This window comes from Acinetobacter albensis (genome assembly GCF_900095025.1).
GTDB lineage: Bacteria > Pseudomonadota > Gammaproteobacteria > Pseudomonadales > Moraxellaceae > Acinetobacter > Acinetobacter albensis.
In genome coordinates, this window is record NZ_FMBK01000006.1 from 181684 (window position 1) to 202830 (window position 21147).

The 21147-nt window shown below is 37.7% G+C and carries 17 protein-coding genes, 2 tRNA genes, 1 other RNA gene and 2 pseudogenes; 14 read left to right on the forward strand and 8 right to left on the reverse strand.

Going from position 1 to position 21147, the window contains the following annotated elements; genetic code table 11:
• Window positions 1-2: 2 nt before the first annotated feature.
• On the forward strand, window positions 3-1292 hold the full coding sequence (gene hemA / locus GA0116959_RS06595; RefSeq protein WP_092719646.1) for a glutamyl-tRNA reductase: 1290 nt from the start codon (window positions 3-5) through the stop codon (window positions 1290-1292).
• A gap of 38 nt (window positions 1293-1330) precedes the next feature.
• Here the strand turns inward: hemA and GA0116959_RS06600 are convergent, their stop codons facing one another.
• Together GA0116959_RS06600 and GA0116959_RS06605 are read right to left on the reverse strand one after the other, a co-directional pair.
• A complete protein-coding gene (locus GA0116959_RS06600; RefSeq protein WP_092719648.1) occupies window positions 1331-3235 on the reverse strand; it encodes a DNA primase in 1905 nt (634 codons plus the stop codon).
• Window positions 3236-3450: 215 nt separating this feature from the next.
• Complete coding sequence (locus tag GA0116959_RS06605; protein ID WP_092719651.1) at window positions 3451-4482, reverse strand: outer membrane protein assembly factor BamD; 1032 nt, start codon at window positions 4480-4482, stop codon at window positions 3451-3453.
• A 71-nt stretch (window positions 4483-4553) separates the two neighbouring features.
• Here GA0116959_RS06605 and rluD point away from each other — a divergent pair, with 71 nt between their 5' ends.
• Genes rluD through GA0116959_RS06620 form a run of 3 tightly spaced genes read left to right on the forward strand, consistent with a single transcriptional unit; the run spans window position 4554 to window position 6975 of the window.
• Window positions 4554-5606, forward strand: a complete 1053-nt coding sequence (rluD, locus tag GA0116959_RS06610) for a 23S rRNA pseudouridine(1911/1915/1917) synthase RluD (protein ID WP_053579827.1) — start codon at window positions 4554-4556, stop codon at window positions 5604-5606.
• Window positions 5607-5643: 37 nt separating this feature from the next.
• Window positions 5644-6384, forward strand: coding sequence for a peptidoglycan editing factor PgeF (pgeF, locus tag GA0116959_RS06615; RefSeq protein WP_092719654.1), 741 nt, complete (start codon window positions 5644-5646; stop codon window positions 6382-6384).
• 39 nt (window positions 6385-6423) lie between these two features.
• Window positions 6424-6975 carry a flavodoxin family protein gene (locus GA0116959_RS06620; RefSeq protein ID WP_092719657.1) on the forward strand — a complete coding sequence of 184 codons (552 nt, stop codon included), beginning with the start codon at window positions 6424-6426 and terminating at the stop codon, window positions 6973-6975.
• A gap of 58 nt (window positions 6976-7033) precedes the next feature.
• Here GA0116959_RS06620 and smpB read toward each other — a convergent pair whose 3' ends face one another.
• The gene (gene smpB, locus GA0116959_RS06625) at window positions 7034-7510 is read right to left on the reverse strand and encodes an SsrA-binding protein SmpB (protein ID WP_053579830.1); all 477 of its coding nucleotides are present in this window, start codon (window positions 7508-7510) and stop codon (window positions 7034-7036) included.
• A 142-nt stretch (window positions 7511-7652) separates the two neighbouring features.
• On the opposite strand from smpB, the gene coaD reads away from it, so the two are divergent.
• From coaD to GA0116959_RS06645, 4 genes are all read left to right on the forward strand, one after another.
• A complete protein-coding gene (gene coaD / locus GA0116959_RS06630; protein ID WP_053579831.1) occupies window positions 7653-8144 on the forward strand; it encodes a pantetheine-phosphate adenylyltransferase in 492 nt (163 codons plus the stop codon).
• Window position 8145: 1 nt separating this feature from the next.
• On the forward strand, window positions 8146-8409 hold the full coding sequence (locus GA0116959_RS06635; protein ID WP_053579832.1) for a YfhL family 4Fe-4S dicluster ferredoxin: 264 nt from the start codon (window positions 8146-8148) through the stop codon (window positions 8407-8409).
• 26 nt (window positions 8410-8435) lie between these two features.
• Window positions 8436-8814, forward strand: an RNA gene (rnpB, locus tag GA0116959_RS06640) — RNase P RNA component class A.
• A gap of 70 nt (window positions 8815-8884) precedes the next feature.
• Window positions 8885-8961: transfer RNA gene (locus GA0116959_RS06645), tRNA-Met, on the forward strand.
• Between the two features lie 258 nt (window positions 8962-9219).
• On the opposite strand, the gene GA0116959_RS06650 is transcribed toward GA0116959_RS06645, so the two are convergent.
• Window positions 9220-9672, reverse strand: coding sequence for a hypothetical protein (locus GA0116959_RS06650; RefSeq protein ID WP_244878575.1), 453 nt, complete (start codon window positions 9670-9672; stop codon window positions 9220-9222).
• Between the two features lie 176 nt (window positions 9673-9848).
• On the opposite strand from GA0116959_RS06650, the gene GA0116959_RS06655 reads away from it, so the two are divergent.
• A tRNA-Met gene (locus GA0116959_RS06655) sits at window positions 9849-9925 on the forward strand.
• Between the two features lie 83 nt (window positions 9926-10008).
• Here GA0116959_RS06655 and GA0116959_RS06660 read toward each other — a convergent pair.
• Window positions 10009-11040: a hypothetical protein gene (locus GA0116959_RS06660; RefSeq protein WP_228137528.1), complete on the reverse strand. Its 1032-nt coding sequence runs from the start codon at window positions 11038-11040 to the stop codon at window positions 10009-10011.
• Complete coding sequence (locus tag GA0116959_RS06665) at window positions 11033-12658, reverse strand: NAD+ synthase (RefSeq protein WP_092719663.1); 1626 nt, start codon at window positions 12656-12658, stop codon at window positions 11033-11035. The genes GA0116959_RS06660 and GA0116959_RS06665 overlap by 8 nt, the downstream gene beginning before the upstream one ends.
• A 243-nt stretch (window positions 12659-12901) precedes the next feature.
• Between GA0116959_RS06665 and GA0116959_RS14515 the strand changes: the two are divergent.
• The 5 genes and pseudogenes from GA0116959_RS14515 to GA0116959_RS06690 all read left to right on the forward strand — a co-directional run.
• A pseudogene (locus GA0116959_RS14515) lies at window positions 12902-13171 on the forward strand (type IV secretion protein Rhs); the annotation flags it as partial.
• 145 nt (window positions 13172-13316) lie between these two features.
• Window positions 13317-14774 carry an integrase gene (locus GA0116959_RS06675; protein WP_092719669.1) on the forward strand — a complete coding sequence of 486 codons (1458 nt, stop codon included), beginning with the start codon at window positions 13317-13319 and terminating at the stop codon, window positions 14772-14774.
• A complete protein-coding gene (locus GA0116959_RS06680) occupies window positions 14771-17869 on the forward strand; it encodes a hypothetical protein (RefSeq protein ID WP_092719672.1) in 3099 nt (1032 codons plus the stop codon). The genes GA0116959_RS06675 and GA0116959_RS06680 overlap by 4 nt, the downstream gene beginning before the upstream one ends.
• Window positions 17866-19848: an integrase gene (locus GA0116959_RS06685; protein WP_092719675.1), complete on the forward strand. Its 1983-nt coding sequence runs from the start codon at window positions 17866-17868 to the stop codon at window positions 19846-19848. The genes GA0116959_RS06680 and GA0116959_RS06685 overlap by 4 nt, the downstream gene beginning before the upstream one ends.
• Window positions 19845-20231 (forward strand): hypothetical protein, encoded by a 387-nt coding sequence (locus GA0116959_RS06690; protein ID WP_092719678.1) that lies wholly within the window; start codon window positions 19845-19847, stop codon window positions 20229-20231. The genes GA0116959_RS06685 and GA0116959_RS06690 overlap by 4 nt, the downstream gene beginning before the upstream one ends.
• Window positions 20232-20249: 18 nt before the next feature.
• Here GA0116959_RS06690 and GA0116959_RS06695 read toward each other — a convergent pair whose 3' ends face one another.
• Window positions 20250-20759, reverse strand: coding sequence for a hypothetical protein (locus GA0116959_RS06695; RefSeq protein WP_425304204.1), 510 nt, complete (start codon window positions 20757-20759; stop codon window positions 20250-20252).
• Window positions 20760-20908: 149 nt separating this feature from the next.
• A pseudogene (locus GA0116959_RS14340) lies at window positions 20909-21147 on the reverse strand (hypothetical protein); the annotation flags it as partial.

Below are 21147 nucleotides of genomic sequence, written 5' to 3' on the forward strand. Positions count from 1 at the left end.
ATATGTCTTTCTTTGCATTGGGTGTCAACCATCAAACCGCTTCTGTAGAACTGCGTGAACAGGTTGCTTTTAATCCTGAAAAATTATCGCAATTGCTGGCAGAGCAAAGCCAAAATCATGCTTTAAACGACATGGTGGTGGTTTCTACATGTAACCGTACTGAAGTTTATGCCATGTCTGAAAATGCAGATATGGTGATGGACTGGCTCGCCCAAGTAAATGATATTGATGTAAAATATTTACTCAATCATGTTTATCGTTATGAAAATGCGCAAGCAGTTACCCATTTAATGCGGGTTGCCAGTGGGCTTGATTCATTGATGTTAGGTGAACCTCAGATTTTGGGTCAGGTGAAATCGGCATTTGCTTTGGCAAAAGATGCACATACTGTTTCTGCGAACTTAAACGGTATTTTTGAATACGCTTTTTATGCTGCGAAACGAGTACGCTCAGAAACTGCTGTTGGTAGCCATGCTGTTTCAATGGGATATGCTGTGGCGCAACTTGCTTTGCAGGTGTTTAGTCAACCTGAAAAGTTAACAGTCATGGTGGTTGCAGCAGGTGAAATGAACAGTCTCGTCGCTAAGCACTTGGCAGAAATGGGGGTGGGACGAGTATTGATTTGCAATCGTACTCGTGAGCGGGCGGAAGCATTAGCTCAGGAAATTTCCCATCGTGTTGAGGTAGAGATTATTGATTTTGCTGAACTCTCCGAGCATTTATATCGAGCCGATGTTATTTCGAGTTGCACAGGAAGCCTTCACCAAGTCATTTCTTACTTGGATGTCAAAAAAGCCTTAAAAAAACGTCGCTATCAACAAATGTTATTGGTTGATTTGGCCGTTCCACGAGACATTGAGCCTAAAGTGGCATCTCTTGATGGCGTCTATTTATATGGTGTAGATGATTTACAAAGTGTCATTGATGATAATCTTGCCCAGCGCCGTCAAGCGGCTTTGGAAGCCGAGATTATGGTGAATCAATTGGCGACAGAGTTATTGACCCAACAAAAAGTCAAACATGCAGGCAGTACGATTTATGCATTCCGTGAGCAAGGTGATGTGTTAAGACAAGAAGAGCTTGCTTGGGCGATGTCACGAATAACTCAAGGTGAATCGATTGAAAAAGTCATGGAAATTTTTTCTTATCGCTTAACCCAAAAGCTACTCCATCCGACGTCAATTTTATTGCGACATGCAGCACAGCAAGAAGATCCTAGTCACTTTGAATGGTTACGCGATAATTTACAAGACATCTTTGATAAGCGCCGTAAAAGTAAAAATGAGAAATAATGCCGAGTAAATCAGTGAAAAAAATGACCTAATGTGAGTTATTCATCCACTAAGGTTAAAGATCGTTTGCGGTCAATTTCATAAATTTGATGTTTTAAATTACGCATTTCAGCAATATCGGTAAATTTTTTCGATTTCAGTCTTTGTTTTAAATATTGATATTGAAGTTTGATTGAAAAATCTTCTGCTAGTTTATCGGCTTGTTCAGGTGATGACGTGTAATCACTGACATTGGCTTGCAGTAAAATGTTGTGTAAAGCATGATGATAAGCTGCACAACCACCTAAAACATAATACTGAGATAGTTCAATATCTTCAGGAAGCTCATCAAAAATCGTATTGAAAATATTCAAAATTTTAAACAGCAATTGATCGTGTGGGATGAGTGCACGTAGCGGTTCAAAATGGATATATAAATAGGGATGATTCATTAAAATTGCAATGACATATTCTTCAGCATCAATCTTGGTACTAAAACTTAAAGATGCATCATTGCTGACTTGAGGTTGCCATTTTCGGTTAAAGCCTAATTTTTCCCTAAAAAATTGTTGTAAAAGATAGCGATAAGAGCCTTGTTTGGGTAATAACTCAGTCAGTTGTCTTAATTCACCCATGACCTGACTTTTACCTTCAGGCTTTGTGACATCATGATGTTGACTTAAATGTGCAAAAACAAAATCGGATAGCAAAGGCGCTTGCTGTAAAAGCCGATGAAAATTTTCAATGCCTTCACGGCGGATGAGTGAGTCTGGGTCATGGTCAGTGGGAAGAACAAAAAATTTGAGTTCACGACCATCATTAAGCAAAGGCAAAGCAATTTCTAAAGTACGACGTGCTGCTTTCTGTCCTGCCGCATCTCCATCAAAAGCAATGGTAATACGACTATTCTGTTTAAATAGAATATTTAAGTGTTCAGTATTGCTGGCCGTACCCAAAGTTGCGACTGCACCATAAATACCGTATTGCTGTAATGCAATCACATCCATATAGCCTTCGACCATCAGCCATTCTTGAGCTTTTTGCTTACGCCCTTCATATAAACCATAGAGGAGTTGGTTTTTATGGAACACTTCCGAATCAGGCGAGTTAATATATTTAGGTTTGATTTCATCATTTAGGGCCCGACCACCAAAACCGACCACACGGCCTTTGGCATCTCGAATTGGAAAAATCACCCGATCACGAAGCAAATCAAAATCACGTCCCTTGTCACTGGTACGAATTAAGCCCAATCGTCTTAAGCCTTCAATATCGTAAGGGAAGGCTTTTTCAAGATGCTGCCAATCTTCTGGCGCATAGCCTAAACGCCAATATTGAATAGTGTCGCGACTTAAACCACGCTGTTTGAAATATTGCTGTGCAGTCTGGCTATGTGGAAGCTGTCGCTCATAGAATTGGGCAATATTTTCAAGTAAATCGTAAAGATTACCTTCTTGATTTGGCTCATTGCTTGAGTCTGAAAATTGTTCAAAACTTGCAAATGGATCATCACTGTTTTGAAATTGTTCAAAAGGGTCAAAACTGGCGGTTGCATCAGAAGGTGTAGAAGTGGTTTGAGTGATGGTCTGATGAGTTTTCGCTTGAACTTTTTTTTCTACGTCAGGTTTATTGGCAATGCGTTTATACAGTAGTTTTTTCGAATCATGATTGTCTTTAGGAAGTTCAATGCCTGTTTGACTAGACAGATCTTTCATGACATCAACAAAATTTCGGCCATCAATATCCATTAAAAAACGGATAGCATTGCCGTTGGCTTGGCAGCCAAAACAATGGAAATACTGTTTATCGCGATAGACATGAAACGATGGCGATTTTTCCTGATGAAAAGGGCAGCAACCTGAATAGGTGCGGCCTGTTTTCTTAAGTTTCACACGTTGACCAATCAGATCGACAATGTCGGTCCGATCTAAAATTTGATCAATCGTGTGTTGAGGAATAGCCATAGGTTTGCAATCGCGTGATGAACTTATTGATGAAAATAACTAAAATATAAGAGAATTGAATAATTTAAACCCAAATGATCTAAATCGTTGATCTTTAATTTGTATACCTTTTAAACGCAATGATCAATATCATGATTGAGACAAACAAAATCGAATCAAACAAAAGGGCAAGTATAATAACTTGCCCTTTATGAAAATGCGACCAATACAAACGTTTATTCGGTTGCTGGCACTTCAGGTGGCGCTACTAATTGCTGTTGTGGAGCAGGAATATCATTTTTCGTTTCAGGGCGATCTAAAAGACCAAAACTTAAGCGATTGGTCATACTTCGCTTTTCGGTGGTTTCAACAACATCAGACTCTTGTGAGCTGTCTTCATCTGTAGAATTTTGTGCTTCGCGGCCAAATACACCTAAAGTTGCACGGTTAATGAAGCTACCTTCACTACGCGCAGCACGCAGATTAACACTACCATCTGCTTTTACTAAATTTGGATAATTGAGTTTTAAAACTTCAATATATTGTTGTGAAGTCGTTTTGTCACCGAGCTGATCATAACCATAAGCAATCGTAGCCAAAGCTTCAGGTATTTGTGGTGTCTGTGGATAATGTTCAACCACCCATTGAGAACGTTCGACTGCGGCTAACCATGCTTTACGTTTGATGTTGAAACGTGCAGCATTCATTTCGCTTTCAGCCAACTCATTGCCAATAAACTTCATACGCTGTGCAGCATCAACGGCATAAGTGCTAGATGGAAAACGACGAATAAAATCGACAAAGTTTTGATAGGCTACTTTTAAATAACTGACATCACGATGGGCTTGCTTTAATGAAGTATAACGCAGCAAGCCGTCGTAATTTTGTTCCATATTAGAAACACCACGTACATAGTAAGCGTAGTCTACATTTGGATGCTGAGGATTAAGACGAATAAATCGTTCAGCAAGAGCAATAGCACCTTCATAATCTTTTTGTTGGAATTTGACGTAGAGTAATTCTAATTGCGCTTGTTGCGCATAGTCACCTGTAGGGTAATAGGTGTCTAATGCTTCAAGATGCGTTGCTGCATCAGTATATTGCCCACGTTCTAGGGCTTTTTCTGCTTTTTCAATATAAACTTGCTCGCTCGATTTTGGACCTGTGTCCACAACATCTTTCTTCGGATTACTGCTACAGCCCACTATTGCCGTTGCAACGCCTAAAGATAAAGCAAGCATTGTCATTTTATAACGTGGTAACGACATAAAAATTCCTCTGTTAGTACTGGCAATGAGCTACAATTGCGCTATTAAACCACTTTTGTCTGAATGAGCAAATGAGTCAAGCACAATCTTCTAATTCTAATATCCCCGAAACTGATTTCAATTTACTTGAAGATTCTGAGGATGCAGATAACCATACTTCAGACTCAACTGCAACACGTTTATCGTTGCAATTTCAACTGGATGAAAGCTATTTAGGGCAACGTATCGACCAAGTTGCAGCCATTATCTGGAACGACTTTTCTCGTGAAAAGTTGAAGCAGTGGTTGAAAGATGGTCATTTGTTGGTAAATGGTAACAGCGTTAAACCGAAGTATAAATGCGAAGGTGATGAGCTTTTAACCCTAAATGTTGAACTTGAAGTTCAAACTAAGAGTCAGCCTGAAAATATTCCTTTAAATATTGTTTATGAAGATGACGATATTATCGTCATTAATAAACCTGTAGGCATGGTTGTTCATCCAGGCGCGGGCAATAGCTCAGGTACATTGGTGAATGCTTTACTTTATCATTATCCTAAATCGGCTGAATTGACACGTGCAGGTTTGGTGCACCGTATTGATAAAGACACCAGCGGTTTATTGGTGGTGGCGAAGAATCTCGAATCTCAATTTGCTTTGAGCAAGCAATTGGCTAAGAAAACCGTTTATCGTGTATATGATTTAGTGGTTTACGGTAAAATTATCGCGGGTGGCACCATTGATGAACCGATTAAACGTCATCCAGTCGATCGCATTAAAATGGCGATCTTACCCGGTGGGAAAGACGCAATAACCCATTATAATGTTAAAGAGCGTTTTCAGCATTTTACCCGTGTACAAGCACGTTTAGAAACAGGTCGTACCCATCAAATTCGTGTTCATTTTAGTTATTTGGGTTTTGGTCTGGTTGGAGATCAGGTGTACATGAACCGAGTACGTGTACCAGCTGGTGCTTCAGAGTTACTCAGTGACACTTTACGTGCATTTAAACGTCAAGCTTTACATGCAGCAAAATTGGGTTTAGTACATCCACGTTCGGGTGAAGACATGATGTTTGAAGCGCCATGGACAGAGGACTTTGCTCATTTGGTTGAAGTTTTACGCAGTGAAAATCAAGCATATTAAGTTGTGTTAAATTGCGCTAAAGGATAAGGAAATAGGTATGCAATTTGTTCAAGGACTTCCACAAGGTATATGTGTTGGACAGACGCGAGTGCACCATGAGAAAGCTCGGTCATGTCTACAAGCAGAACTTACAGGATTTAACTTGGCATTGCATGTCGGTGATGAGGCAAAGCGTGTACAGCAGCATCGCATGACTTTGTTGCAAGAGTTTGCCGAGTTCGGTGTTGATAAAATGACTTGGATGACGCAAACGCACAGCACCCTATGTCAGACCATTAATGAGGAAATTCCGTTTGCAGCACTAGAAGGCGATGGATTGGTAACTCAGCGTAAAGCCCATGCATTAATGATGATGACGGCAGACTGTTTGCCAATTGTCTTAGGGAATGCAGAGGGTACTGAAGTTGCTAATTTGCATGCGGGATGGCGTGGCTTAGCCAATGGGATTGTTGAGCATACTATTTCGACAATGCAAACTTTGCCGACTTGGGCATGGTTGGGTGCAGCAATTAGTCAACCAAACTTTGAAATTGGTGCAGAAGTAAAATTGGCTTTTTGTGGTAAATATCCAGAATTAGACAGTGCTTTTCAAACGAGTGAAAAAGTGGATAAATTCTATGCTGACTTATATGCGATTGCGCGTTATATCTTAAAACAGCAAGGCGTTGACATGGTGTTAGGTGGTGATCAATGTACTTATCAGCAAGCAGAAGAATACTTTTCATATCGTCGTGAAGCCAAAACAGGGCGTATGGCAACATTCGTGTTTATGGCTTGAAAATGTTAAGCTTGTTTAAAATTTATTGCTTTTATTGATATGTCTTTTTCTCCAAAATCTCTCGCTATTGTTTATCACAGCCCATATGGACACACTGCAAAGGTGGCCTCTTCTATTGCGCAAGGTGCAAAACAAGCAGGTGCTCAAGTGCATTGTATGAATATAGAGCATGTAGATTGGGATGTGTTAGATCAAGCAGATATAATTGTTTTTGGTTGCCCAACTTATATGGGAAGTTTAACCTCTGCTTTAAAGTTGTTTATGGAGCAATCTTCCAAGCGTTGGTTGGCAAGGACATGGCAAGGAAAAATCGCTGCAGGCTTTACCAATGGTGGGGGGTTGAGTGGCGATAAGTTGGCAGTATTACAACAAATTAATTTGTTTGCCATGCAGCACGGCATGTTATGGGCTGGTTTGCCTTTTATGCCGACTGGTCGTGGTTCACAAGACATTAATCGTATGTCGAGTTTTTTAGGTTTAATGACTCAATCCGATAATGCCCCTGCGGAAATCACCCCGCCTAAAGGGGATTTGCAAACGGCGACTCTTTTTGGCGAATATTTAGCTTTATTGAGCAATAAAGTAAATTGATGGCTAAACAGTTCGAATAAAAAAACCTCCAATTCATTGGAGGTTTTTTTATATAAAATCACTTATGAAAAATACGCGCTTTATCACGTTGCCAGTCACGATCTTTTTCTGTCGCACGCTTATCATGCATTTGCTTACCTTTCACCAATGCAATTTCAATTTTAGCTAAACGACCTTTCCAGTAACATGCCAGTGGAACACATGAATAACCTTTTTGATTGACTGCACCCATAAGCTTTTCAAGCTCACGACGTGAAAGCAGTAACTTACGCGTACGCGTCGCTTCAGGAACAACATGCGAGGATGCAGAGAGCAGGGGTTGAACTTGTGCGCCAAACAAAAATGCTTCGTTGTCTTTAAAAAGAATATAACTTTCAGTAATGGTCATACGTCCAGCGCGTAAAGATTTTACTTCCCAGCCTTGTAATGAAAGACCAGCTTCGAATTTCTCTTCAATAAAATAATCGTGACGTGCGCGTTTGTTCTGCGCAATCGTGCCACCATTATTTTTTTTAACTACGATTGATTTCGACATAATACGAATATTCCCAAGTTAACTATATTTTGCCTCAAACTGGCCTTAAGGTGAAGTTTTTTAAAAATTAAGGAGATTTTTTACTAAGAAAATTAGTTTTTGTTAAAATAAGCTTCTACAAAATAAAATAGAGTACAAATGGATGTCTAAAACTCGCGTCATTTATCCAGGCACATTCGATCCCATCACTAATGGTCACGTCGACTTGGTTGCTCGCGCAGCAAGAATGTTTGATGAAGTCGTGGTTGCAATTGCCGTTGGGCATCATAAAAATCCAGTATTCAGTTTAGAAGAACGTATTCGTTTGGCTAAACTTTCATTAAATCATCTTTCCAATGTGGAGTTCGTTGGTTTTGATGGTTTATTAGTGAACTTTTCACATGAACAAAATGCAACAGCAGTGCTGCGTGGACTGCGCGCAGTATCCGATTTTGAATATGAATTTCAATTGGCCAATATGAATCGTCAACTTGACCAGCATTTTGAAACGGTGTTTTTAACGCCTTCTGAACAGTTTTCATTTATTTCTTCGACTATGGTTCGGGAAATTGCCCGCTTAAAAGGTGATGTGAGCAAATTTGTTCCCCCCTGTGTTGTAGATGCCTTTAATCATAAACATCAACAAGGTTGGTAGTGTGTCTTTATATATAACTGATGAATGCATCAATTGTGATGTCTGTGAGCCAGTCTGTCCAAATGAGGCTATTTTCATGGGTGAACTCATTTATGAAATTCACCCAAATTTATGTACCGAATGTGTAGGACATTATGATGAGCCACAGTGTCAACTCTTTTGTCCAGTTGATTGTATTCCTCAAGATCCTCAGCATGCAGAATCGCAGGATGATTTAATGGATAAATATAAAAGACTGACTGCTCAAAAAAGCACAAGCAATTAGTATAAAAATTTGATAAGATGCGCTCCGAAGTGAGCCAGACGATCGCTGCTGTGGAAATCTCCGTGATTGAAGCAGGGGAGGAAAGTCCGGGCTTCATAGGGCAGGGTGCCAGGTAACGCCTGGGCGGCGAAAGCCGACGGCAAGTGCAGCAGAGAGTAGACCGCCTTCATTATGTTTTCAAGTAATTTTGGAATCGGAGGTAAGGGTGAAAGGGTGCGGTAAGAGCGCACCGCGTGTCTGGTAACAGTTCACGGCAAGGTAAACCCCACCAGAAGCAAGACCAAATAGGGATCCTGAGGCACGGCCCGTGCTGGATCCGGGTAGGTCGCTTGAGCGTACGAGTGATTGTACGCCTAGAGGAATGATCGTTCACGACAGAACCCGGCTTATCGGCTCACTTCACTATTTTTTACAATTGATGTGTAGTATTTCTTGACAGAAAGTGACTTGAAATACATAATACGCGCACAGTTTTGGCTATGTAGCTCAGTTGGTTAGAGCATCGCACTCATAATGCGGGGGTCACAGGTTCAAATCCCGTCATAGCCACCATTTTTATAGACCACGTTTCTAAAAACGTGGTCTTTTTTTGCGTGAAATTTAATAAATAAGCTGAAACTATTAAGCAATGATCACTAGATAAACATACTCAAACTTATACAGGTTGAGTATGTACGCGCTAATATTAAAAATAATCTATATTTGATTGTTTAAAAGAGTATTAACTACTCATCTCATTAATTTAATTTTTATCACTTAATGGAAGCAATACTTCTACTTTTAAAAGATCAAGAATAGTGAAGAGCTTCTTTATTTCCCAGTGTTGGCAGTTTTATCAACAAGATTTTTAATCGATGACTCACATTGTACTGTGTTTAAATCAATTTTTGTTTTTTGGCGTTCTTGGTCGTATAAATCTAAAATATGCTGTTTTTGATCATGATCAAAAATTTGGTTCTGTAGCTGCTTAATTTTCTCCGCACTGAGATAAGGCCGAGCACAATGCATTGCAATGATATTTTCTTCAATAATTTGTGTTCTTTGTTCTTCCTGTTTATTTTTTATTTGAGACAGCTTCTGCTGTGCCTTGCTGAGCTCTACTAAACTGCGCTTTTGTTGCATACTCAGAAATGGGTGATGATTAATCCATTTGGCAACATCCATCCGAACGCCGTTATAATCCACAAATATAGGTGAAATGACTTGGCAACCTGAGCTGATCATGGTAATTAAACTCAAGCATATTAATTTGAATTGATTCATATTTTCGCTGTTTTTTGAACGTTGAATTAGAAAGTATGCAGAAAAATAACACAAACAAAAACCGATTTTGTTCAAAATTTAAATAAAACCTTCTAAATTGTTTAAAGTGTGAACATTCGCAAAACAAAGGGCTTGACGCTACTCTGTTAAATTTAGATAATGCGCACACAGTTTAAGGCTATGTAGCTCAGTTGGTTAGAGCATCGCACTCATAATGCGGGGGTCACAGGTTCAAATCCCGTCATAGCCACCATTTTAAAAGACCATGCTCTCAGCATGGTCTCTTTTTTTGTGGGTTAAAATAGTCATCAAATTTTTTGAACTATAAGATAACAATTAAATTGAGTGATTTTTTTCTATGAACTGCTGAATAAATTGGTGTGTGCTGTCACTTAAGAAAAAAGGTGAGATCAATTCTTTTATGATGCCATCCAGTAATCCTTGTTGCTCCAAGGCTGCGATGTTATGTGGTAAAAAGCGTAATGCTTCTTGATGTAAATCTTGCTCGTCTAAGCCAACTGAGAGTAATAGTTCTTGTAAGTTATACTCTGCAAAATGGTGATAAAAACTGGCCACAACATCTAAAATAATATGCTGTAAGTATTCACCTTGTCTGAGTTGTCGCCATGTTTCATACACCAAAATAAAGAACTCTTCAAAGTCGATTGCTTGAAATTGAGAGAATGTTTCTTTGAGTGTTTTTTGTTTAATATCATCCCATAAATATAAACTGATGTCGGTCAATTCTTCATTGGGTAATGCGATAATATGTCCAAGTTGTTTAAGTAGCGTATGCGCCAATTGTTGTTCTAGTTTCAATTCAATTGTTTGCTGCTGATCTTGAATAAAGTTGAGTACTTTAGAACTCAAATTCGATTTATGTGTATTGAGTTTACGTAAATGATCAAGCCATGGAGTATTGCTTTCAAGGATTTGATTGGCCAGTTGTAAGCTGACATGCTGCACTTGCGGACTGTGAAGCAGGTGAGTTTGAATGTAATAACGTAATTGTTCTAATTCAAGTATTTTAGCAAGCCATAATTCAAATGACTCATCGGAAAGAAGAGTATTAAAATTGGCATCACTTTGAGTAGTTAGAGCGTGGATTTTTTGTGCAATGACACCAATAAACTCTAAAATATCCGAACCTAAATTCAATTCAAACGCATATTTTTGAACGACGTCTTGTAGTGCATCAAGCTCGATAAATTGTTTTAATAAAATTTGATCAGAATGAATATAAAGATAATGAATAAATTTTTCGATATAAATATTGTGATGTTCAGATGATAATTGTTTTTTAATGAACTGCGTTTGCTCAAGCATAAGTGCTTGAGCAAACTGTTGAGCTAGGTCTAACTTAGACACCAGGTGTCCATCCGTTTACGATTGGATAGCGACGTTCGCGACTAAAAGCACGAGAACTGATACGTGGGCCAATCGCACCTTGTCGACGTTTATATTCATTCTGGTCAACCAAACGAATAATTTTTTCAACCACCTCTTTCTCAAAACCTTTGGCAATGATGTCATCTTGGCTCATATCTTCTTCAATGTAAGCGTAAAGAATGGCATCAAGGATGTCATATGGCGGTAATGAATCTTGGTCTTTTTGATCAGGGCGAAGTTCGGCCGAAGGTGGGCGAGTAATTACACGTTCTGGAATGACAGGTGTTTCTGATATGCTGTTACGATATTTGGCCAACTCAAATACAATGGTTTTATACACGTCTTTGAGAACTGAATAACCGCCGACCATGTCGCCATACAAAGTACAATAACCAACAGAAATTTCTGATTTGTTTCCAGTGGCCAATACTAAATTGCCAAATTTATTTGATAAACCCATCAAAAGTGTACCGCGAGTACGTGCTTGTAGATTTTCTTCTGTGGTGTCTGCAGGACTATTACCAAAAAATGGATAAAGGGTTTGCATGAAGCTATTTACAATCGGATGAATTTCAGCAATTCCGAAAGTAACACCCATACTTTTGGCTTGGGCAGCAGCATCTTCCACACTCATTGGAGCGGTATAAGTGTAAGGCATCATGACGGCCTGAACTTTATCTGCTCCGATTGCATCTACAGCGATTGCAAGTGTCAACGCAGAATCTATTCCACCTGATAAGCCTAAAATAACGCCTGGAAAACCTGAACGTTGTACATAATCACGCGTCGCCAAGACTAAGCCTTGATAAATTTCTGCCATAGTGTCTAAGGCCGGCGTACTTTCAAGGACTTTAAATGTTTTTTGTTCGGCTAAATACTCAGTATAGTAAAGTTCTTCTTGGAAACTTGGTGCTTGTAAGGCAACTTCACCATCTTGATTGATGACAAAGCTGGTACCATCAAATATTAGATCATCTTGACCACCGACTTGATTGATATAGGCCAAATTAATATTGAGCTGTTTAGCAAGCTTACGCATGGTTGCTACACGGTGCTGTGGTTTACCCACTTCATAAGGTGAAGCATTTAGAACGAGAATGGTATCGACATTGAGTTGTGATAATTGATGGACAGTATTGAGTGACCAAACATCTTCGCAAATCAGTACACCAAATTTGTGGCCTAGATATTCAAATACTAAATGTTGATGACCTTCGTTAAAATAACGTTTTTCATCAAAAATACCGTAATGTGGCAAATTTTGCTTATTGTAGATGCCCAATACTTGCCCATCTTTCATGACTACAGCAGCATTATATCGTTCACCATCTTCGGTTTGATTGACAAAGCCAAAGACCATGACAATATCTTTCACTTGGCTAAGCTGTTCAAAGCCTTTTTGAGTGCGTTTAGCTAAACTTGGGCGTATTAATAAATCTTCTGCAGGATAGCCAATTAAGGAAAGTTCTGGGAAGACAATTAAATCAGCATTTTGTTTTTTAGCCTGATTGGCTTGTTCAATCATTTTTTGAGCATTTGCTTCGATATTGCCAATATGCGGAGAGAATTGTGCAAGGGCAATTTTAAAACTTTTCATTCCAACTTAATCCTATACCTATAGGGTGTATACACAGGCTTAAAATTTATTATGGCTATGGGTTCAGCGCTGTGTACGTGAAAAACATATAGAAGTAATAATCAATACTTGTAATTCGATACTATATACGAAATGCAGCATTTGTTGAGATAAAAACAAAAATAAATCTGAATTTAGACAAAAAGCTACAGCATTAATGCGACACTCAAACAGTGACTAAATTCTTCTTTTTTATCCAATCAGATGACATTCCTTATGAAATCTATATTGCGTCATATAAATCAGTTGTTTGAGGTGAAATGCCGACTACTCACGTTGGGTGAAAAGCAACTTGCATACTCAGTTTTTGGTTCATCTTTACAGATAGATGATATTAAAATTTTGGCCCACAGAGCCGTCCTTAAAGACTATGCAATCAGCCCCAATGGCAATATTTATTTTCACCCCAAAAGTTGGTGTGAAGACTTCTCAAAACGGTCTTTGCAGCAGCAGTCATGGTTAATTCATGAATTAGTACCTGCAAGTAATCGATGAATCGACAATAACTACAAGTATATGAAAAATGGACAGGTCAATTAATATTCAATATTCCAATTGACGAGAAGATATTTTATTGTAATTTAAGAATAATTTTTAAAATTCTAAGTTCACTGAATCCATGATCAAGAGAGCAAAAAAACTCACATTATCTACATTTGTTCAGACCGAGGTTACAACTGAAGATGCAGACAGAGCCTCTAGAGTCCAGTTAGCTAATGGATCAGAGTATTTCATTACACCTGTTGAACAGCTAGATTTTGAATATGATGAGGTACTTGGCGCAATACAGGTAGCTTTACCAGTCCGCTTCAATTTGTATCCGATAGTGATGGACTCAAAGAACGTACCTTGGGCAGAAGCAAACATATTTTTGCTTTCGAAAATAAAAAATAGCCTGAAAGTTGTTATGTCAACTTATACAAGTCTTGCGAGTGACTTAGTGGCATATCGTCAATTCTTAGATGAGTCCGAAATCAATTGGATAGATTTTCCAAAAAATAAGTTGAATCGACCAACTTACCGCTATAGAGCTTATCTAAAGATGCTTATTGAAACAGATGAAGTTGCTGTAACAACTGCTCGAAGACGAATGGGTTCCATTATTGCATTCTATAGATGGCTCCATGCGGAGGGAGTTTTGATTCCTGAGTTTCCTATGTGGAAAGAGTCAGATCATTATATTGAATTGAAAAATCAGTATGGGGGGCATTATAGTAAGCATGTAAAATCGACAGATATTTCAATTAAATCAATTAATTCCAATAATCCTTATGCTGATGAGATTGATGATGGTGGACAGTTAAGGCCATTGTCTATAAAAGAGCAAAAGTGGGTTTTAGAAGCACTACTTTCTTTAGCTAACACAGAGATGACTCTTATTCATCTGTGTAGCTTATTAACAGGGGCGAGAATACAAACAATTCTTACGTTTCGGCTTCATCATGTGTTTACCGAGATTGATAACCCTAATTTATTTGAAGTCAGAATTCCAGTTGGTCCCAAAACTGGGATAGATACCAAGAATGATAAAAAAATAGTTCTGCATCTACCTCTTTGGTTTTATCAAAAGTTACATACATATGCCCTAAGCCAACGGGCTCAAAAAAGGCGACAAAAAGCTGTTAATGGTGACTCTGAGGATCAATATTTGTTTCTCAGTACTAGAGGTGCTCCTTTTTATCAATCTAAAGAAGATTTACATCGTTTTAATAAGGACTTTTCTTTACATCATGCCAAAACAGGGCAGGCAGTTCGTCAATTTATTACTGAGAAAGTAGTTCCATTTATTCGACAGCGATTTGATGCTCCAAATTTCAATTATAAGTTTCATGATCTTAGAGCTTCTTATGGAATGAATTTGACTGATGCTCAATTGGAGTTGGTTTCTCATGGTGAAAGATCTCTCCATGAGGCAAGGGAGTTTGTCAAAATTAGAATGTGCCATGAGTCTTCAGCTACCACCGATTTATATCTTCAATACCGAAGCAACTTAAAACTTGTGAGAAGCATTGCTACCGAGTATGACCAACATTTGGTCCGTTTAGCTCAGACAGAATTGGAGGTGGATAGATCATGAATTTAGAGCTAAGACCTACTATTGTTGTTGATGTGCCTTTAGCAGCAGGTGAAGTTTTATTAAATCCGGAGCTTGTAGTTATAAGGTTTCCTCATGGGAACTTTGTTGATATTGGAGCCCTATGCTATTTGAAAAATATTAGCGCAAAAGGGAAAAACAGACATCTTGGGCGGTTTGTTGAGCTTAGATCCCTCGTTGATTCTAGAAAACAACAAATCAGAAAGTTGATTATGCTTATTTCAGATCAGCTTACGTACAGTAGCCGAACTTCAGTGACTGTGAAAAATTTAGTTGATGCTTTTATTGCATTTATTCGATGGGCTGATGAAAGCGATTTCAATAATGTATTAGAGAGTACTGATAATGCAAAGAAAATTATTATTGTTTACTCACATTTTTTAGATGATGAATATTCTAAGGGAAACATTTCGTTAAAACATTCAACTACTCAACGAGGTAAAGTTATCAGATTTTTATCTGAATTTTTTCAAGAAGATAGCTTTCACCATGGACTTATAAGGTTGAAGGATTTGGATTTTAATAAGAGGTGGAAGCCCCAGCCCTACAAATTTGCTCAACAGGCAGTTAATTATGAAATTAGACCGATCAAAATTGTTGATTTACCTTTGAGAGCTGGTCAAGTTTTATTAAATCCTGAGCAGGTCATAATAAGATTTCCTGCTGGAAAGTTGGTTGATATAGGAGCTTTATGTTACCTAAAATCAGAGCCCATAAAGGATTTTAAACAAAGGGTCACAAATTATAAGGAATGTGGGCGATTAGTTCAGTTAGGTTCTTTAAGTGAAACTCGTAGGCATCAAATTAGAAAGCTGACTAAGCTTATTTCAGATCAGCTTAAGTACAGTGGCCGAAATTCAGCGACAGTGAAAAAATTAGTTACTGCTTTTATTAAGTTTATTCGGTGGGCTGATGAAAGTGATTTTAATAATGTCCTAGAGAGTGCTGGTAATGCAAAGGAAATTTTTATTTTTTACTCGAATTTTTTAGATGTTGAATATTCTAAGGGTAACATTTCATTAAGACATTCAACTACTCAACGAAGTATAGTTCCTAGATTTTTATCTGAATTTTTTGAGGAAGATTGCTTTCAACAGGGACTTATAAAGTTGAGGAGTGTGGATTCTAATAAGAGGTTGAAGCCCCAGACCTTCAAAATTGCTCAAAAGGCAAGTAATTATAAAATTAGACCGATCAAAATTGTTGATTTACCTTTGGGAGTTGGTGAGGTTTTATTAAACCCTGAGCAAGCCATAATAAGATTCGCTAGTGGAAAGTCAGTTGATATCGGAGCTTTATGTTATCTAAAAGTTGAGCCCGTAAAAGATTATAAACAAGGGACCGCTAGGTATCAGAAGCGTGGACGATTAGTTCAGTTAGGATCTTTAAGTGAAACTCGTAAGCATCAAGTTAGAAAGTTGATTGATCATATTTCAGATCAACTTATGTACAGTGGTCGTAGGGTGGAAACGATTAAAGATTTGGTTAGTCGATTTATCGCTTTTATAAGATGGGCTGATGAAAGGAACTTTCATGATGTATTGGATAGTGCTGTTAATGCAAAGAAGGTTGTGATTATTTATGCACAATTTCTTAAGGAAAAATTTCTTCGTAATGAAATCTCGTTAAACCATGCAGCAAGACAACAGGCATCAGTGGTTAATTTTTTATCTGAGTTTTTTGAGGAGGATAATTTTAGTCATGGAATGTTTTTATTGAGGGTAACGCGCGATATAAACACAGCAACTCACCCACCAAGTGAGGATACCCAAACTAGGCTCTTGGCATTGTGCAATGCGCTATTTTATGGAATATCTTCATTGGTATTAGATTGTAAAGGTTATCCTTATAAATTAACCCTTCCCGAGTTTCTTCAACTTCCGAATAATTTTCTTTGGCTTTTTCCTGCCGAGTCATGGTTTAAGCGTCCAGAGATTGCTTTGGAACAACGCAAAATGTGTCTCGGCTTTAATTATTTAACTGGTGAGCTAAATACAATTAATGAAATCAAAAGGTTGAGAGGTCATTCATTGCGTGGCGATGAAAAAATTATTGTAGAGGCTCAAAGTAATATTGATGCTGCTAACTCTGATTTTAGGGATAGTCAGCGCATGCATGTTGGAACAGTTGCACTAAATGCATTTGTAGTGCTCTTTTTAGCACAAACAGGCATGAATTGGGCTCAGTTAATCAACTTAACTTGGTCAAATGATTATCAAATTGAGAGTGAGAGACAGTTATTTAGAACGATAAAGTGGAGAGCTGGTGGAAAAGAATGCTTCTTTGAGTTGCCTTCAAGTTTTATGTCAATTTTCAAAAGATATTTACAGTTAAGAGATTTTTTATTAGGAAATCAATCTTGCGAGTGGTTGTTCTTTAAGTTAGGTGAAAGAGGCATAGGAAGCCCGTCTCAAATTAAAGGCACATTACACTATTTTTATAAATCTTTAAAAAAGATAGATCCTGATTTAACGGAGATTCACTCTAGACAATGGCGAGCTGCTAAGAGTGATTGGTTGATTCGTAATACAGATATTTCTACTACAGCCTTGGTTTTGCAAAATACTGAGAAAACAGTTTTAACTTCTTATATTGCTGGGTCTGAGACAAAGCAATGGGAGGAGATGTCAAATTTTTTGAATCAAGTTTCTGATGTTGTGCGAGATAAAAGAGAGAAAACTCAGAATATAACTTTAAGAGCCGTAGGGGGGTGTTCATCCTTTGGGGAGCCGAGCTCTGTTAGCACAGCTACATCTATAGTATCTAATTGTATTGAGCCAGAAGGTTGTTTGTTTTGCGATAAATTCAGAATTCATGTAGATGAAATTGATATTCGGAAGTTGTTAAGTTGTAGATATTGTGTCAGCAAAACAGCACATCTCGCTGGAGATCAAGAGATGTATCAGAAGTTAATTAACCCTATCCTTAATCGGATTGAAGTTATTATCACTGAAATAGCAAAGCACAATAAAGACTTGCTGGAAAAGATACGTTATGAAGTGGATGAAGAGGGAGAGCTTGAGTCTTATTGGAGAAGAAAACTAGAGATGTTCATGGAGCTGGGAGTTGTTATATGAAAATCTTTGCTGAAGCAAAAATTGACTTGCCTGCTAATTCATTTGCTCCTGATGTCTTTGATCTCAAGAGTACTGGCCTTCCATCAAGTAACTTTGTTGTGAGTCGATTACGAGATGGAACGGTTGTATCTACATATGGGGATTTAGTATGGGATTTTTCAATTTATCATCCAGAAAAGAAACTAGATCCATTGAATTTCAAATATTGGAAGTATGGTGAGGTAACACGTCAACGAGAACAGTTAGTAGGTGAAATGAAGCATGTTTTATTCTTAATTATTTGGATGCGGAACAAAACCCCATTGAGTAATGGCACATTAAGAAATTACTTAAGTGTGGTGAATGCATTAGCCAAGTATGCTGAAGATGAGTCTTTAACAATTAAAGCCATTATAGGTTGTCCAGATTTAATATTGTGCTTTATACGTAAAAATCCTTCTGGATGGTTGATTGAAACGTTATCCTCTCTATTAAGATTATTAGTGCTAGTTAACACTGGAGAAAGTCAACTCAATGTTAGTGTAGTGGGCGAGGAAACACTTAAGTTGTTATATAAAAATAATCGACAATACAGAGATACCCTAAAGCAGCACGCTCCAATTCCAACAAGAATTTATTCAAGTATAATCAGGGGTTTGCTTGCATATCTTGAGAGTTGGGAAAAGGTTGCAGATGAGCACTTGGATTTAGTACTAGAGTGTTATCACTTAAGAGAACGAGATGGTAACAGACTTAATTATTCTTCAAATATTAAAGCTACAGCCTCAAATGCTTTTGTTAACTTTATTACACGCAAAAGTGATATTTTTACGATAAAGACAATTACTGCTGCACTTACAGAAGTACAGAGGGTTTCAAAGCTAATTATTCAGGTATTTACAGGGATGCGCGATGAAGAGGCGCAATCTTTAGGTTTTAATTGCTTAGAGAAAATAACTTCGAATGGTCAACGACATTATGTAATTAAGGGCAGAACGACAAAGTTAAATTACGGTAAAATTCAGAGGACAAAGTGGGTAAGTAACTTTGAAGGAGCTAGGGCAGTTGAAGCAGCCCAAAAAGTTGCAGAGGCAATCTATATTTCACAGGGTATAACTTCAATAAAAATTATTGAGTTATCAAATAATGCACCGTTATTTATTTCTAGCAGTTATTTTGGGTTTACAGGAAAGCCTGTTGCCACCAAATATGATCAGTTTGGAATAGCCTGTCTGTATCTAAAAGACCTTGGAAAATTATTAGATACTGTTCCAACTATTGAAGCAGAAGATTTATACGAGTTAGAACAACTGGATCCACATAGAGCTTGGCTTTCAGAAGAAAAATTCCAACTAGGAGCTCAATGGAGTCTTACGACGCACCAACTGAGGCGCTCCTTGGCTTTATATGCCCATAGATCAGGATTGGTTTCTCTGCCGTCACTCCGAAAGCAGTTACAACATATAACTAGTGAAATGACGAGTTATTACGCAAAAGGTTCTCCATTTGCCAAGGATTTTTTCAATAACGACAAAAAGCACTTTGGGCATGAATGGCAAGACTCCCAGTTTGAGTCGGCATCCCTAAGTTATATTTTTAATGTCTTATTATCGAAGGATGCTTTATATGGTGGGCATGCTCATTGGGTAGAGCATAGACTTAAAGATAAGGATGGTGAATTACTTGTTGATCGTAAAGAAACGATGGATAGATTCAAAAAAGGAGAAATTTCATATAAAGAGACAATTGTAGGTGGATGTACAAAGGTCGGGGCATGTAATCAAATAGCTGTAAATTGGCTTCAAATAGATTGTTTAAAGGATAACTGTCGTCATTTGGTTGTGAACTTACCTAAACTGGAGCGTGTAATCAAAGCCCAAGAGAAAATGATTAGTTCTCTGGACATTACTTCTGTGGAGTACAGGACTGAGATCTCACATTTAGATGTATTGAATGCAACAAAAAATAAAATTTTAGATATTCAAGGTGAGGGATCATGACAGACTCTTTTTTAGAGTACTACGAGGCTTTAGAGCGTTTAAAAAAAGATACTCCAATGAGGGTTCTAAAAGGAACTAAGATCACGAATGATGCTGTTTCGCTTGAGGCTGGAAGAGGTAAGGGGAGCATAAAGAAGTCTCGTCCAATATTTGCCGATTTAATTGTTGCAATTCAAATTGCTTCTGAACAGCAGATGCTAGTTGTGAACACTCAGGACAAAAAAATTGAGAAATTGAAATCGGAATTAGATCAATGCCGTAAAGAGCTGGAAGCAGCATTGGCTCGAGAGGTTTCGCTTTTATATGAGTTATATGAGGTGAAAAAAGAAATTAATCTTCTAACTGGAGCAAAAGTAATCCCAATCAGAAAAAGGAGGGGATAGCGACCAATCAAGTACTAGTTACAATTTTATATTAGGTTTGCAAATCATGTTAGGTATTCGACCTGAGCATATATCTCGAGCAATATCCCCTTGTTGTTCAATATTGTATGCCTCAAATGGTTTGTCTTGGTGGAAGACATATCTATAGGGGTTGTACAGCTTGAAACTTAAATAATAAGCAATTTGTAATATTGCTCCCTTAAGAAGCACATTAACTCCTTTTTGATGTTGCATCACATGAGTCATTTCATGTATGAAAATTTCTTGTATGTATGGAGACTCTAGTGCGTAATTTTCGCTGTAATCGGATGGATTCATATAAATGTTGCCATTTGGAGCCATGAAGATGCCTCGTGGCTGCCAAGGAAGAAATGGCTTGGAAATTATTTTGGGTCTGGTGTAATTGATTTGATCGCCAAATACAGACTGAGCCAGTAGTTTTTCTTGATGTGTTAACTCTCTGGCTTGATAAAAAGGCTTCACGATCTTGTCCTTCTTGTAGCTAATAAAAGAATCAATTGATGTAATAAGGATACCATAAGGTTATTCAATCAATGCATAAAGTCTGACGACAAATAGCGTCACTTCGTATTTATTTATAGAATGAATTAATATTTCATATCATTGATATTTTATTTTTTCTAATTCTGTTGATTTAAAATAAGTAGTGTTTAAAACTAGTAAATACATTCGTCTATATTTTTAATAATTTTGGAAATAATTATCTTCTTGTTATTGATTTTTGTAATAGTATCTTGACTGTTTTTTATATGATTTTTTAGGCAGAAATTTATCTCAGGTAATTGCTGACTAAGTTCTCTAGTTAACTGTATTTCCTGATCTTTTTTCATTATATCTAGTTCTAAAAGTCTTAATTTTTCATTTAAAACTTTTATGGCTTTTTCTTGACAATGAT